A 14,404-nucleotide genomic window follows, 5' to 3' on the forward strand; every position below is an offset into this window, starting at 1 on the left:
ATGGCTGAAAGCGAGAGCGGTCAGGACAAAACAGAAGACCCCACGGACAAACGCAAACGTGAGGCCAGGGAGAAGGGCGAGATCGCCCGCTCAAAGGAGCTGAACACCGTCGTCGTGATGCTGGTCGGCGCCGCCGGGTTGTTGGCATTCGGCGGTTCGATGGCCGAGATGATGATGCAGCTGATGCGCGACAACCTGACCATCACCCGCGAGACCTTGATGGACGAGCGCAGCATGACGCTGATGCTGATGGTCTCGGGCAAGGCGGCGCTGTGGTCGATCCAGCCGCTGCTGGTGGCGTTGACCATCGCCGCACTGGTCGGGCCTGTGTCGCTGGGCGGCTGGTTGTTCGCGGCGGGCTCGCTGGCGCCCAAGTTCAGTCGCCTGAACCCGGCGGCCGGTCTGAAGCGCATGTTCTCGCCCAAGGCGCTGATCGAGCTGGTCAAGTCGTTCGCCAAGTTCTTCATCGTGCTGATCGTCGCGGTCGTGGTGTTGATGAAGGACAAGAACGACCTGCTCGCCATCGCGCACGAACCCATGGAAATGGCGGTCATCCACAGCCTGCAACTGGTGGGCTGGAACACATTGTGGATGTCGTTCGGGCTGCTGATCATCGCCGCGGTGGATGTCCCGGTGCAGCTGTGGGAAGCGCGCAACAAGCTGATGATGACCAAGCAGGAAGTGCGCGACGAGCACAAGGACAACGAAGGCCGGCCGGAGGTCAAGCAGCGGATTCGCCAGTTGCAGCGCGAGATGTCCCAGCGGCGGATGATGTCGGCGATTCCGGAAGCCGACGTGATCATCACCAACCCGACTCACTATGCCGTTGCGCTCAAATACGACGCAGACAAGGGCGGGGCGCCGGTGCTGTTGGCCAAGGGCAGCGATTTCCTGGCGCTGAAGATCCGCGAGATCGCAGCTCAGCATCAGATTCTGCTGCTGGAGTCGCCGGCGCTGGCGCGTTCGATCTACTACAGCACCGAGCTGGAACAAGAAATTCCGGCAGGGTTGTATCTGGCGGTGGCGCAGGTGCTGGCCTACGTGTATCAGATTCGCCAGTTCCGTCAGGGGCGCGGCAAGCGGCCTGATCCGCTGCGTGAAGATTTGCCGATTCCGCCGGACTTGAGGCGGGATTCTTAGTATTTATCTCCGCTGATCTGATGCCCTTCTTCCGATCGTTCCCACGCTCCGCGTGGTAATGCCGCCCTGGACGCTCTGCGTCCCACGGGCTAAGTGACGCGGAGCGTCAAGGGATGCATTCCCACGCGGAGCGTAGGAACGATCAACTGACACACCGCGCACCCCGTAGGACCGGCTTCAGCCGGGAAGAGCTCCTGCTTTTACGATCGTTCCCACGCTCCGCGTGGTAATGCCGCCCTGGACGTTCTACGTCCCACGGGATCCAAATACTGGCATTCTGATATTTTTAGCCCGCTGCCAATGTTGGACAGGTTTTTGCAATACCTGCATTACAACGCCTCTGGCGTCAAAGTTTTGGTTAACGCGCAGGTAAAAAATCGGTGGATCGCTCTCAGTTAATCTCTAACGCACGCATCGGACTGGTCGGCCTCGGCCGTGGTCAGTTGGGCGTGCCGTTGCTGTTGCTGGTCATGCTGGCAATGATGATGTTGCCGATGCCACCCTTTTTGCTGGACGTGTTCTTCACGTTCAACATCGCCCTGTCCATCGTCGTGTTGCTGGTCTGCGTTTACGCACTGCGCCCGCTGGATTTTTCGGTTTTCCCGACCATCCTGCTGATCGCCACGCTGTTGCGCCTGGCGCTGAACGTCGCTTCCACCCGCGTCGTGATGCTCCACGGTCAGGACGGCCACGCCGCCGCCGGTAAGGTGATCCAGGCCTTCGGTGAAGTGGTGATCGGCGGTAACTACGTCGTCGGTATCGTGGTGTTCGCGATCCTGATGATCATCAACTTCGTCGTGGTGACCAAAGGTGCCGGCCGTATTTCCGAGGTGAGCGCGCGTTTCACCCTCGACGCGATGCCCGGCAAGCAGATGGCGATCGACGCCGACCTCAACGCCGGCCTCATCGATCAGCCGGAAGCCAAGCGTCGTCGTCTGGAAGTCGCCCAGGAAGCCGAGTTCTACGGCTCCATGGACGGTGCCAGCAAGTTCGTGCGCGGTGACGCCATCGCCGGTCTGTTGATCCTGTTCATCAACCTCATCGGCGGCATGCTGGTGGGCATCCTCCAGCACAACATGACTTTCGCCGACGCCGGCAAGGTTTACGCGCTGCTGACCATCGGTGACGGTTTGGTGGCGCAGCTGCCTTCGCTGCTGCTGTCCACCGCTGCAGCGATCATGGTGACCCGTGCTTCCGGTTCCGAAGAGATGGGCAAGCTGGTCGGGCGCCAGATGTTTTCGTCGCACAAGGCGCTGGCCGTCTCGGCGGGCATCATGGTGGTCATGGGGCTGGTGCCGGGCATGCCGCACTTCTCGTTCATCAGCCTGGGGCTGCTGGCTGCCGGGGGCGCGTACCTGCTGTGGAAAAAACAGAACTTGGTCAAGCTGGCCGCGATTCAAGAGGTCAAGCGTCAGCAAGAGTTGCTGCCTGCGCCGAGTCGTGCGCAGGAGTCCAAAGAGCTGGGCTGGGATGACGTGACCCCGATCGACATGATCGGCCTGGAAGTGGGCTATCGTCTGATCCCGCTGGTGGACCGTAATCAAGGTGGTCAGTTGCTGGCGCGGATCAAGGGCGTGCGCAAGAAGCTTTCCCAGGAGCTGGGCTTCCTGATGCCGACCGTTCACATCCGTGACAACCTTGACCTGGCGCCCAGCGCCTACCGCCTGACGCTGATGGGCGTGACGCTGGCCGAAGCCGAGATTTACCCGGATCGGGAGCTGGCGATCAACCCAGGTCAGGTATTTGGCAGTCTGAACGGCATCAATGCCAAAGACCCGGCGTTCGGTCTGGAGGCTGTCTGGATCGAAATCAGCCAGCGGGCGCAGGCACAATCGCTGGGTTACACCGTGGTGGACGCCAGTACCGTTGTGGCAACCCACCTGAACCAGATTCTGTACAAGCACTCTCATGAGTTGATTGGCCATGAGGAAGTCCAGCAATTGATGGCTTTACTGGCCAAGGGATCGCCAAAACTTGCCGAGGAACTGGTGCCGGGCGTGTTGTCGCTGTCGGCGCTGCTCAAGGTGCTTCAGGCGTTGCTGGCCGAGCAGGTGCCGGTGCGCGATATTCGCAGCATTGCCGAGGCTATCGCCAACAACGCTGCGCGGAGTCAAGATACCGCCGCATTGGTCGCTGCCGTACGGGTCGGTTTGTCCCGCGCAATCGTGCAAAGCATTGTCGGCATTGAGCCGGAGCTGCCTGTTATCACGCTTGAGCCAAGGTTGGAACAGATATTGCTCAATAGTCTGCAGAAGGCTGGACAGGGTCAGGAAGAAGGCGTTCTGCTCGAACCGAGCATGGCTGAGAAACTTCAGCGCTCGTTGATCGAAGCAGCGCAGCGTCAGGAGATGCAGGGTCAGCCGGTCATTTTGTTGGTCGCAGGTCCGGTTCGCGCCATGTTGTCCCGCTTTGGACGCCTGGCTGTTCCGAATATGCATGTTTTGGCTTACCAGGAAATTCCTGACAATAAGCAAGTCACCATCGTAGCGACTGTCGGGCCGAACGGCTGAGGTAGTGAGTCATGCAAGTTAAGCGTTTTTTCGCCGCCGATATGCGACAAGCCATGAAGCTGGTTCGTGATGAGCTGGGCGCCGAAGCGGCCATCATCGGCAACCGGCGCATCGCCGGCGGCGTGGAACTGACTGCCGCGCTGGACTACAAATTGTCTGCGCTGGCGCCGCGTGTGCCGAACATCGAGCTCGAAGACGAGTTGCGCAAGACTCAGTCGCGCATCGTCACCGCTCAGGCTGAGCTGACCCACCGCAGCGAGCTGGACACTGTCGCCAATCGTCAGTTGTTCGCAGGGCTGGCGATGGATGACAGCAAGCAGATCGAGCCGACGCTCGAAGAACCGTTTCGCCCATCGATCCACGCCGCCATGGCGGCCGATCGTGCCGAACGCGCCGAGCGTCCCGTGGAGCCTGCGGTCAGCCAGCGCGCCTACGATTCGATGCGCTCCGAATTGAACGGGCTGCGCGAACTGCTGGAAGTCCAGCTGGGTTCGCTGGCCTGGAACCAGCTGCAAGGCAGCCGCCCGCAACAGGCTAATCTGTGGCGTCGTCTGCAACGCATCGGCCTGTCAGGTCCGCTGTCCCGTGATCTGCTGGCGATGGTGCCGGAAGGTGGCGATCAGGCGCACACCTGGCGCATGTTGCTGGCCCATCTGGCGCGCATGATCGCAACGCCGGACGTGGAGCCGCTGGAAGAGGGCGGTGTGATCGCCATGGTCGGTCCTGCCGGTATGGGCAAGACCACCACGCTGGCCAAACTGGCCGCCCGTTATGTGTTGAAATACGGCGCGCAGAACATTGCGCTGGTGAGCATGGACAGTTTCCGTATCGGTGCTCAGGAACAGCTTAAAACCCTGGGCCGGATCCTCAACGTGCCAGTGACGCACGTCGATCCGGGCCAGTCTCTGGCGCAGGCGCTGGAGCCGCTGCTGCGCAAGCGCGTGGTGTTGATCGACACCGCGGGCCTGCAAGCCAGCGATCCGGCCTTGCGCCTGCAGTTGGAAAGCCTCGCCGGTCGTGGCATCCGTGCCCGCAACTATCTGGTACTGGCCACCACCAGCCAGAAGCAGGTGCTGACGGCGGCGTATCACAGTTACAAGCGTTGCGGTCTGGCCGGGTGCATCCTGACCAAACTCGACGAGACGGCCAGCCTGGGCGAAGTCCTCAGCCTGGCGGTCACTCACGAACTGCCTGTGGCCTATCTCACCGATGGTCCACGGATACCGGATGATCTGCATTTGCCACGCCGGCACCAGTTGGTAAGCCGGGCTGTCAGTGTGCAGATGCAGGAGGAGCCTAGCGAGGAAGCGATGGCGGATATGTTTGCGGATCTTTATCACAGTCCCGGCAAGCGTGCGGGCTAGGTAGGGAAAATGACACTGGAATATACCTGCATCGATGGTCTGCCAGGCATTGTTCACACTCTGAACGTGCAGCCCTACATGTGGCTTAGGTCTAAGCAAGACAAGGTAAAAAATTAACATGGGCAGCATGCATCCCGTACAGGTTATCGCGGTGACCGGTGGCAAAGGTGGCGTCGGCAAGACCAACGTTTCAGTGAATCTTTCACTGGCGCTGGCCGAGCTCGGGCGTCGCGTCATGTTGCTGGACGCCGATCTGGGTCTGGCCAACGTCGACGTATTGCTGGGGCTGACGCCCAAACGCACGCTTGCGGATGTCATCGAGGGCCGCTGCGAGCTGCGCGACGTGCTGCTGCAGGGGCCGGGCGGCGTACGCATCGTGCCGGCCGCTTCGGGCACGCAGAGCATGGTGCACCTGACTCCGGCGCAGCATGCCGGTCTGATTCAGGCGTTCAGCGACATCGGCGACAACCTGGATGTGCTGGTGATCGATACCGCTGCCGGGATCGGCGAGTCGGTGGTCAGCTTCGTGCGCGCCGCTCAGGAAGTCCTGCTGGTGGTGTGCGATGAGCCCACTTCGATCACTGACGCTTACGCGCTGATCAAGCTGCTCAACCGCGACTACGGCATGAACCGCTTCCGCGTGCTGGCCAACATGGCGCAGAGCCCGCAGGAAGGGCGCAACCTGTTCGCCAAGCTGACCAAAGTGACTGACCGTTTCCTCGATGTTGCGCTGCAATACGTTGGCGCCGTTCCGTACGACGAGTGCGTGCGCAAGGCGGTCCAGAAGCAGCGTGCGGTGTACGAAGCGTTCCCGCGTTCCAAATGTGCGCTGGCGTTCAAGGCCATCGCGCAGAAGGTCGATACCTGGCCGCTGCCGGCGAACCCGCGCGGTCACCTTGAGTTTTTCGTTGAACGCCTGGTGCATCAGACCAGCGCAGGGCCCGTGTCATGACCGCAAGTGGCTATCGCATGTACAGCAAATCATCCAAAGATTCCCAGTACGAACTGATCGAGCGTTATGCCCCGCTGGTCAAGCGCATCGCTTACCACCTGCTGGCGCGACTGCCGGCCAGTGTTCAGGTCGAGGACCTGATCCAGGCCGGCATGATCGGTCTGCTCGAGGTGTCGACCAAGTACGACTCTACCAAAGGTGCGAGTTTCGAGACTTACGCGGGTATTCGTATTCGCGGCGCGATGCTCGACGAAGTGCGCAAGGGCGACTGGGCGCCACGCTCGGTTCACCGGAATACGCGCATGGTCAGCGACGCGATTCGTGCAATTGAAGCAAAAACCGGCCGTGACGCTAAAGATCACGAGGTTGCTGCCGAACTTCAATTGAGTCTCGACGATTACTACGGGATTTTGAACGATACCCTGGGCAGTCGCCTGTTCAGCTTCGACGACCTGTTGCAGGACGGCGAGCATGAAGGGCTGCACGAGGACGGCGCGAGCCAGTCGCTGGAGCCGTCGCGCGATCTGGAAGACGAACGCTTCCAGGCTGCGCTGGCGGATGCCATCGCCAATCTGCCGGAGCGTGAACGCCTGGTGCTGGCGCTGTATTACGACGAAGAGCTGAACCTCAAGGAAATCGGTGAGGTCCTGGGAGTCAGCGAATCTCGGGTCAGCCAGCTGCATAGCCAGTGCGCCGCGCGGTTGCGTGGACGGTTGGGAGAGTGGCGCGCGCGCTGATTCATCGCACGTGAACAGGGTGTTCGCGTGTTGCAAGTAAGACCGGCTGTGCTGAATGTGGTGTGGGAAGCAGGAGAGACAAGGCAGGAGCCGGTCGGATCAGGTCTTTGAACGGCCTGTTGCGCCGTGTTCGTGACCCCTCGATGTGCACCATCCCTTATTATTTTCGTAGAGCCGATCACTGGGTTGTGCCGGTATTGATTGAACGCGCGTCCAGGTGCTGGGCGCGTTAAAGACTGCTTGGAGGTCGAATTGGACAAGAACATGAAAATCCTCATCGTTGATGACTTCTCAACGATGCGGCGGATCATAAAAAACCTGTTGCGTGACCTTGGGTTCACCAACACGGCCGAAGCAGATGACGGTACCACCGCATTGCCGATGCTGCAGAGCGGGGCTTTTGACTTTCTGGTGACTGACTGGAACATGCCCGGCATGTCCGGCATCGACCTGTTGCGTCAGGTCCGCGCCGACGAGCGTCTGCGTCACTTGCCGGTATTGATGGTCACCGCCGAAGCCAAGCGCGAGCAGATCATCGAAGCCGCTCAGGCCGGTGTGAACGGCTACGTGGTCAAGCCATTCACTGCGCAAGTGCTCAAAGAAAAGATCGAGAAGATATTCGAGCGCGTCAATAGCTGATGTCCGCTGCGAGGGCGCTATGGATTCCAAAGATTCGACAATGGGTGACTTCGAGTCGACCCTGAAGAAACATGCACAAGAACTCGTCGCGAGCCTTGAAAAAGGCAAGTTCGGCGATGCCGTGCAACTCATCCATGAGCTTAATCAGACCCGGGATCGCGGCCTGTATCAGGAAGTCGGCAAACTGACGCGCGAGCTGCACAGTGCGATCGTCAATTTCCAGATTGACCCGCACATGCCGCAAGCCGAAGAAGTGTCCCAGATCACCGATGCCACCGAACGCCTGTCGTATGTTGTCAGGCTGACGGAAGGCGCGGCCAACCGCACCATGGACCTGGTCGAGCAGAGCACGCCGTTGATGAATGGCCTCAGTGCCGATGCCAAGGCCTTGAGCGCCGATTGGGGACGCTTCATGCGTCGCGAGATCGGTGCCGATGAGTTTCGTGATCTGGCCCGCCGCGTCGATGGTTTTCTGACGCGCAGCGAGAAGGAGGCCGCCGAGGTCGCCAGCCACCTGAACGACATTCTGCTGGCTCAGGATTACCAGGACCTCACCGGCCAGGTCATCAAGCGTGTGACCACGCTGGTCACCGAAGTGGAGAGCAATCTGCTCAAGCTGGTGCTGATGGCCAGTCAGGTCGATCGCTTTGCAGGGATCGAACACGACCAGGAAGTGTTCCGTCAGCAAAAAGAACAGGAAAAACTTCATTCCAAGGGTGAAGGTCCGCAGATTCATGCCGATAAACGTGAAGACGTCGTATCCGGTCAGGATGATGTAGACGATCTGCTATCCAGCCTTGGCTTCTAGATCCCCGCTTGCGGGTCTGCGATTCAGGGTTCTATGTGAAAGTGGCTGTTGAGCTGCGCGCCAATGCTTCGACGAAGGCAATGCGCGCAGATCGCCGAACAGCTTCCGGATCGGTTTGACGGTTAATTTTAGGAGCACCCCCAATGAGCTTCGGCGCCGATGAAGAAATCCTTCAGGATTTTCTGGTAGAGGCCGGCGAGATTCTGGAGCAGTTGTCCGAGCAGTTGGTCGAGCTGGAAAGCCGGCCGGACGATGCGGACCTGCTCAATGCAATTTTTCGCGGTTTTCACACTGTAAAAGGGGGCGCCGGCTTCCTCCAGCTCAACGAGCTGGTTGAATGCTGTCACATCGCCGAAAACGTGTTCGACATCCTGCGCAAAGGTGAGCGCCGGGTCGACGCGGAACTCATGGACGTTGTGCTCGAAGCCCTGGACACCGTCAACAGCATGTTCGGTCAGGTGCGCGAGCGTTCGGACATCACGCCGGCCACGCCTGAACTGCTTGCTGCGCTTTCCCGCCTGGCAGAGCCTGCGTCGGCTGACGAAGTCGCTGCCGCGCCCGCTCCTGTGGCGCCGGAGCCGGTGGCCGAAGCGCCGTCCGAAGACATCACCGATCAGGAATTCGAACAACTGCTGGACTCGCTGAATGCGGTCAAGGCCGAAGCGGCGGGTGCCGTTGCTTCGACCCCGGCCCCGGCGACGCCTGCACAGTCGTCTGGCGACGCGCCAAGCGACGAGATCACTGACGCCGAATTCGAATCGCTGCTGGATCAGTTGCACGGCAAGGGCCAGTTCGCCGTCGATGCGGTCGCACCGGCTGCCGCCGCGGCGCCGGCTTCCGAAGCCGCCAGCGACGAAATCACCGACGACGAATTCGAAGCATTGCTCGATCAACTGCATGGCAAGGGCTCGTTCTCGCCCGAAGCCGGTGCCGCTGCCCCAGTGGCTGCTGCCGCTGCAGCGCCGGCCGCCACCGAGGCGAAAGGCTCGGGCGACGAAATCACTGAAAACGAATTCGAAGACTTGCTCGATCAGCTTCACGGTAAAGGTAAATTCGAACCGGGCGTGGCCGCCACCGCCGTCGCGCCGGTGAAGAAGGCCGAGCCCGCCAAGGTCGAAGCGCCGAAAGTCGAGCCTGCCAAAGCAGCGCCTGCCCCGGCTGCCGCTGCCCCGGCCAGGGCCGCTCCAGCCGCCGCACCTGCCGCCGCTCGAGCCCCGGCACCTGCCGCTGGCGAGAAGCCGCCGGCCGAAGCGGAAACCACCGTGCGCGTCGACACCGCGCGGCTGGACGAAATCATGAACATGGTCGGCGAGCTGGTGCTGGTGCGTAACCGTCTGGTACGCCTGGGTGCCAACAGCTCGGACGAAGCCATGTCCAAGGCCGTGTCCAATCTGGACGTGGTCACCGCTGACCTGCAGACCGCGGTGATGAAAACCCGCATGCAGCCGATCAAGAAAGTCTTCGGTCGCTTCCCGCGACTGGTCCGCGATCTGGCGCGTCAGCTCAAGAAAGAAATCAACCTTGAACTGGTGGGTGAAGAAACCGACCTGGACAAGAACCTGGTCGAGGCGCTGGCCGACCCGCTGGTGCACTTGGTGCGCAACGCGGTTGACCACGGCATCGAGTCGCCGGAAGAGCGTGAAGCATCGGGCAAGGCCCGGGGCGGTCGCGTGGTGCTCTCGGCGGAACAGGAAGGCGACCACATCCTGCTGTCGATTTCCGATGACGGCAAAGGCATGGACCCGGCAGTGCTGCGTGCCATCGCAGTCAAGCGCGGGGTCATGGACAAGGATGCCGCAGATCGTCTGAGCGACACCGATTGCTACAACCTGATCTTCGCGCCGGGCTTCTCGACCAAAACCGAGATTTCCGACGTGTCCGGCCGTGGCGTGGGCATGGACGTGGTGAAAACCAAGATTGCCCAGCTCAACGGTTCGATCAACATCTACTCGACCAAGGGCCAGGGCTCGAAGATCGTCATCAAGGTGCCGTTGACCCTGGCGATCATGCCGACCCTGATGGTGATGCTGGGCAACCAGGCGTTCGCGTTCCCGCTGGTCAACGTCAACGAGATCTTCCATCTGGACTTGTCGACCACCAATGTCGTCGACGGTCAGGAAGTGGTCATCGTGCGCGACAAGGCACTGCCGCTGTTCTACCTCAAGCGCTGGCTGGTCAGCTCTGCCGTTCACGAAGAGCAGCGAGAAGGCCACGTGGTGATCCTTTCGGTGGGCACGCAGCGGATCGGCTTTGTCGTCGATCAACTGGTCGGCCAGGAAGAAGTGGTCATCAAGCCGTTGGGCAAGATGCTGCAGGGGACGCCGGGCATGTCAGGCGCCACCATTACCGGCGACGGTCGCATCGCGCTGATTCTCGATGTTCCGAGCATGCTCAAGCGTTACGCCGCACGGCGTATCTGATCGATGGGGCCGGCGTTGGTGGCGGTACCTGGCGGGACCGATTCGGTTGGGTGACGTTGCAGGGTCGGCTTCCGCCGGGAAGGGCCGGTCCTGCAAGTCGATGCCGACCGGGTCCCGCAAGTCGGTGCCGCTCGCCAATTGTGGCCCAAGCGATGTGATTCAGGCCGCGCCAGCCCTCGGGGTAGCGCGGGCCCAATGGAGTGTTTATGGCAGTCAAGGTTCTCGTCGTGGACGATTCGGGTTTTTTCCGTCGTCGCGTCTCGGAAATTCTCTCTTCAGATTCCACGATTCAAGTGGTCGGCACGGCCACCAATGGCAGGGAAGCCATTGACCAGGCCCTGGCGCTCAAGCCTGACGTGATCACCATGGACTACGAAATGCCGATGATGGATGGCATTACCGCGGTTCGTCACATCATGCAGCGCTGCCCGACACCGGTTCTGATGTTCTCATCGCTGACCCACGAAGGCGCCCGTGTCACCCTCGATGCGCTCGACGCCGGCGCCGTGGATTTCCTGCCGAAAAACTTCGAAGACATCTCGCGCAATCCCGAGAAGGTCAAGCAGATGCTGTGCGAAAAGGTGCACAGCATCTCCCGCAGCAACCGTCGTTTCAGCGGATTGGGCAGCAGCGCAGCGGCGCCAGCGCCGACGCCCGCGCCGACCTCCACGGCACCGCGCACGACTCACGCCGCGCCGACGCCTGCCGCACGCCCGGCCCCTGCGCCGGCGCGCACGTCTTCCACTGGCCATTCAGCCGGGCATCATGCCCCGGCGTCGCCTGCGCCCAAGCGCAAGGCCTACAAACTGGTCGCAATCGGCACCTCAACCGGTGGCCCGGTCGCGCTGCAACGCGTGCTCACTCAATTGCCCGCCAATTTCCCGGCTCCGATTGTGCTCATTCAGCACATGCCCGCAGCGTTCACCAAGGCGTTCGCCGAGCGTCTGGACAAGCTCTGCCGGATCAGCGTCAAAGAAGCGGAAGACGGCGACATTCTGCGTCCGGGCCTTGCGTTGCTCGCCCCCGGTGGCAAGCAGATGATGGTCGATGGTCGCGGGGCGGTGAAAATTCTGCCAGGTGACGAACGCCTGAACTACAAACCCTGCGTGGACATCACCTTCGGATCGGCGGCCAAGTCCTACGGCGATAAAGTGCTCGCCGTGGTCCTCACCGGCATGGGCGCGGACGGTCGCGAAGGCGCGCGTCTGCTCAAGCAGGGTGGCAGTCACATCTGGGCGCAGGACGAAGCCAGTTGCGTCATCTATGGCATGCCGATGGCCATCGTCAAGGCCGACCTGGCTGACGCCGTCTACAGCCTGGACGATATCGGGCGCCATCTGGTCGAGGCCTGTGTCTGATGGATGTTTTGACGCTTATAGGGATCATTCTGGCCTTCGTCGCCATCATCGGCGGCAACTTTCTGGAAGGCGGTCATCTCGGCGCCTTGCTGAACGGGCCTGCTGCACTGATCGTGCTCGGCGGAACGCTGGCGGCGTGTCTGCTGCAGACGCCGATGAGCGCGTTCAAACGGGCGATCCAGATCTTCATCTGGATTCTGTTTCCGCCACGCATCGATCTGGCCGGCGGCATCGACCGCGTCGTGTCGTGGAGCCTGACCGCACGCAAGGAAGGCCTGCTGGGCCTTGAGTCGGTCGCTGACAGTGAGCCTGATGCCTACTCGCGCAAAGGCCTGCAATTGTTGGTCGACGGTGCTGAGCCTGAGGCCATTCGCAGCATTCTGGAGGTGGATTTCATGACCCAGGAAAGCCGCGACATTCAGGCCGCGAAAGTCTACGAAAGCATGGGCGGCTATGCGCCGACCGTGGGCATCATCGGTGCGGTGATGGGCCTGATTCATGTCATGGGCAACCTGGCTGACCCGAATCAGCTGGGCAGCGGCATCGCCGTGGCGTTCGTTGCGACCATCTACGGCGTGGCTTCGGCCAACCTCATCCTGCTGCCGGTCGCCAACAAGCTCAAGGCCGTTGCCCTGCGCCAGTCGCGCTATCGCGAAATGCTGCTCGAGGGTCTGCTGTCCATCGCCGAGGGTGAGAACCCGCGTTCGATCGAACTGAAGCTGCAAGGCTTCATGGAGTGATGGACTGATGGCCCGTCGACGTCGCCACGAAGAACACGAAAATCACGAGCGCTGGCTGGTGTCCTATGCGGACTTCATCACTTTGCTGTTCGCGTTTTTCGTGGTCATGTACTCCATCTCCTCGCTGAACGAAGGCAAGTACAAAGTGCTGTCCGAAGCGCTGGTCGGCGTGTTCAACGAAGCCGAGCGCAGCGTGAAGCCCATCCCGATCGGCGAGCAGAAACCGCAGACCGTGCGTCCTGCCGACCCGCTGGTGCAAGACAGCGAACAGACCGACGCGGCGCTGGGGCAGGGCGCTCAAGACCCGCTGAAATCCATCGCCGACGACGTCAATGCAGCGTTCGGTGATCTGATCGCTTCAAAGCAGATGACCGTGCGCGGCAATGAGCTGTGGATCGAGATCGAGCTCAATTCCAGCCTGCTGTTCGGCAGCGGCGATGCCATGCCGAGCAATCAGGCGTTCGACCTGATCGACAAGGTGTCCAAAATCATCAAGCCGTTCGACAACCCGATCCATGTCGAGGGCTTCACCGACGACCAGCCGATCAACTCGGCGCAGTATCCGAGCAACTGGGAACTGTCGTCGGCGCGGGCATCGAGCATTGTGCGCATGCTGGCCATGGACGGGATCAACCCGGTGCGCATGGCTTCGGTTGGTTATGGCGAATTCCAGCCGCTGACCTCCAACGCGACCGCCGATGGCCGCGCGCGCAATCGTCGTGTCGTGCTGGTGATCTCGCGCAATCTGGACGTGCGCCGCAGCCTGACCGGGTCCGGCACTGCGGCCAATGCAAAACCCGATGCGGCGTTGCGCCGTGCTGGCACACAAACTGCACCTGTCCCAGCCAAACCGCCGCAAGGCGTCAAATCTTCGTCACCTGCCCCTTAAATCGGTCTCGGTCATCATCATGGTCGGGGGGAATACGAACACATGAGAGTCTGGGCAGTAGCCAATCAGAAAGGCGGGGTCGGCAAGACCACCACCTCAATCGCCCTAGCCGGTCTGCTGGCCGAGGCGGGCAAGCGCGTGGTCGTCGTTGACCTCGACCCGCATGGTTCGATGACCAGCTATTTTGGCCATGATCCCGATGCGCTGGAGCACAGCTGTTTCGACCTGTTCCTGCACAAGGGCTCGGTGCCCGACGGGCTGCCGGGTCAACTGTTACTGCCGACCAGCGATCAACGTATTTCTCTGTTGCCGTCCAGCACCGCGCTGGCCACGCTCGAGCGCCAGTCGCCGGGGCAGAGTGGCCTTGGCCTGGTGATTGCCAAGAGCCTGGCGCAACTGTGGCAGGACTTCGATTACGCGATCATCGACAGCCCGCCGTTGCTGGGCGTGCTGATGGTCAATGCGCTGGCGGCGAGTCAGCAGTTGGCGATCCCGGTGCAGACCGAATTCCTGGCGGTGAAAGGCCTGGAGCGAATGGTCAACACGCTGGCGATGATCAACCGCTCGCGCAAGGTGCCGTTGCCGTACACCATCGTGCCGACGCTGTTCGACCGCCGCACTCAGGCCTCGATGAGCACCCTCAAGTTGCTGCGCGACAGCTATCCGGAGCATGTCTGGAAGGCGTTCATTCCGGTCGATACCCGGCTGCGCGACGCCAGCCGTGCCGGGGTCACCCCGTCGCAGTACGACAACAAGAGTCGTGGAGTGCTGGCCTACCGGACGTTGCTCAAGCACATGCTCACCGAGCAACTCGTCGGGCAGGTGGCCTGAGGTGTCCGCTGATCGT

The 14,404-nt window shown here is 61.3% G+C and carries 12 protein-coding genes; all 12 read left to right on the forward strand.

Going from position 1 to position 14,404, the window contains the following annotated elements:
• A complete protein-coding gene (gene flhB, locus QRN36_RS21210; RefSeq protein ID WP_093459614.1) occupies positions 1-1,140 on the forward strand; it encodes a flagellar biosynthesis protein FlhB in 1,140 nt (379 codons plus the stop codon).
• 380 nt (positions 1,141-1,520) lie between these two features.
• Positions 1,521-3,650: a flagellar biosynthesis protein FlhA gene (flhA, locus tag QRN36_RS21215; protein WP_285425869.1), complete on the forward strand. Its 2,130-nt coding sequence runs from the start codon at positions 1,521-1,523 to the stop codon at positions 3,648-3,650.
• Between the two features lie 11 nt (positions 3,651-3,661).
• Entirely contained in the window at positions 3,662-5,014 is a 1,353-nt protein-coding gene (gene flhF, locus QRN36_RS21220; RefSeq protein WP_285425870.1) for a flagellar biosynthesis protein FlhF, read from the forward strand.
• Positions 5,015-5,132: 118 nt separating this feature from the next.
• Positions 5,133-5,966: a flagellar synthesis regulator FleN gene (fleN, locus tag QRN36_RS21225; protein WP_062385964.1), complete on the forward strand. Its 834-nt coding sequence runs from the start codon at positions 5,133-5,135 to the stop codon at positions 5,964-5,966.
• Positions 5,963-6,703 (forward strand): RNA polymerase sigma factor FliA, encoded by a 741-nt coding sequence (fliA, locus tag QRN36_RS21230; protein WP_093459605.1) that lies wholly within the window; start codon positions 5,963-5,965, stop codon positions 6,701-6,703. Before fleN ends, fliA begins: the two co-directional genes overlap by 4 nt.
• A gap of 264 nt (positions 6,704-6,967) precedes the next feature.
• Positions 6,968-7,342, forward strand: a complete 375-nt coding sequence (locus QRN36_RS21235; protein WP_175500148.1) for a chemotaxis response regulator CheY — start codon at positions 6,968-6,970, stop codon at positions 7,340-7,342.
• Positions 7,343-7,361: 19 nt separating this feature from the next.
• Positions 7,362-8,150, forward strand: a complete 789-nt coding sequence (locus QRN36_RS21240; protein ID WP_285425873.1) for a protein phosphatase CheZ — start codon at positions 7,362-7,364, stop codon at positions 8,148-8,150.
• 143 nt (positions 8,151-8,293) lie between these two features.
• Positions 8,294-10,570 (forward strand): chemotaxis protein CheA, encoded by a 2,277-nt coding sequence (locus tag QRN36_RS21245; protein ID WP_285425874.1) that lies wholly within the window; start codon positions 8,294-8,296, stop codon positions 10,568-10,570.
• A 206-nt stretch (positions 10,571-10,776) separates the two neighbouring features.
• Positions 10,777-11,928 (forward strand): chemotaxis response regulator protein-glutamate methylesterase, encoded by a 1,152-nt coding sequence (locus tag QRN36_RS21250; protein ID WP_285425875.1) that lies wholly within the window; start codon positions 10,777-10,779, stop codon positions 11,926-11,928.
• Positions 11,928-12,668 (forward strand): flagellar motor protein, encoded by a 741-nt coding sequence (locus QRN36_RS21255; protein WP_093459593.1) that lies wholly within the window; start codon positions 11,928-11,930, stop codon positions 12,666-12,668. The genes QRN36_RS21250 and QRN36_RS21255 overlap by 1 nt, the downstream gene beginning before the upstream one ends.
• A gap of 7 nt (positions 12,669-12,675) precedes the next feature.
• Positions 12,676-13,557 carry a flagellar motor protein MotD gene (gene motD, locus QRN36_RS21260; protein ID WP_093459590.1) on the forward strand — a complete coding sequence of 294 codons (882 nt, stop codon included), beginning with the start codon at positions 12,676-12,678 and terminating at the stop codon, positions 13,555-13,557.
• A 42-nt stretch (positions 13,558-13,599) separates the two neighbouring features.
• Positions 13,600-14,388 carry a ParA family protein gene (locus QRN36_RS21265; protein WP_093459587.1) on the forward strand — a complete coding sequence of 263 codons (789 nt, stop codon included), beginning with the start codon at positions 13,600-13,602 and terminating at the stop codon, positions 14,386-14,388.
• Positions 14,389-14,404 lie beyond the last annotated feature (16 nt).

The sequence above is a fragment of the Pseudomonas sp. efr-133-TYG-103a genome, assembly GCF_030209235.1.
Classification (GTDB): Bacteria; Pseudomonadota; Gammaproteobacteria; order Pseudomonadales; family Pseudomonadaceae; genus Aquipseudomonas.

Coding starts and splice junctions, on each gene's coding strand:
- flhB (WP_093459614.1), top strand. CDS start 1: ATGGCTGAAAGCGAGAGCGGTCAGGACAAAACAGAAGACCCCACGGAC.
- flhF (WP_285425870.1), top strand. CDS start 3,662: ATGCAAGTTAAGCGTTTTTTCGCCGCCGATATGCGACAAGCCATGAAG.
- fleN (WP_062385964.1), top strand. CDS start 5,133: ATGGGCAGCATGCATCCCGTACAGGTTATCGCGGTGACCGGTGGCAAA.
- fliA (WP_093459605.1), top strand. CDS start 5,963: ATGACCGCAAGTGGCTATCGCATGTACAGCAAATCATCCAAAGATTCC.
- QRN36_RS21235 (WP_175500148.1), top strand. CDS start 6,968: ATGAAAATCCTCATCGTTGATGACTTCTCAACGATGCGGCGGATCATA.
- QRN36_RS21240 (WP_285425873.1), top strand. CDS start 7,362: ATGGATTCCAAAGATTCGACAATGGGTGACTTCGAGTCGACCCTGAAG.
- QRN36_RS21245 (WP_285425874.1), top strand. CDS start 8,294: ATGAGCTTCGGCGCCGATGAAGAAATCCTTCAGGATTTTCTGGTAGAG.
- QRN36_RS21250 (WP_285425875.1), top strand. CDS start 10,777: ATGGCAGTCAAGGTTCTCGTCGTGGACGATTCGGGTTTTTTCCGTCGT.
- QRN36_RS21255 (WP_093459593.1), top strand. CDS start 11,928: ATGGATGTTTTGACGCTTATAGGGATCATTCTGGCCTTCGTCGCCATC.
- motD (WP_093459590.1), top strand. CDS start 12,676: ATGGCCCGTCGACGTCGCCACGAAGAACACGAAAATCACGAGCGCTGG.
- QRN36_RS21265 (WP_093459587.1), top strand. CDS start 13,600: ATGAGAGTCTGGGCAGTAGCCAATCAGAAAGGCGGGGTCGGCAAGACC.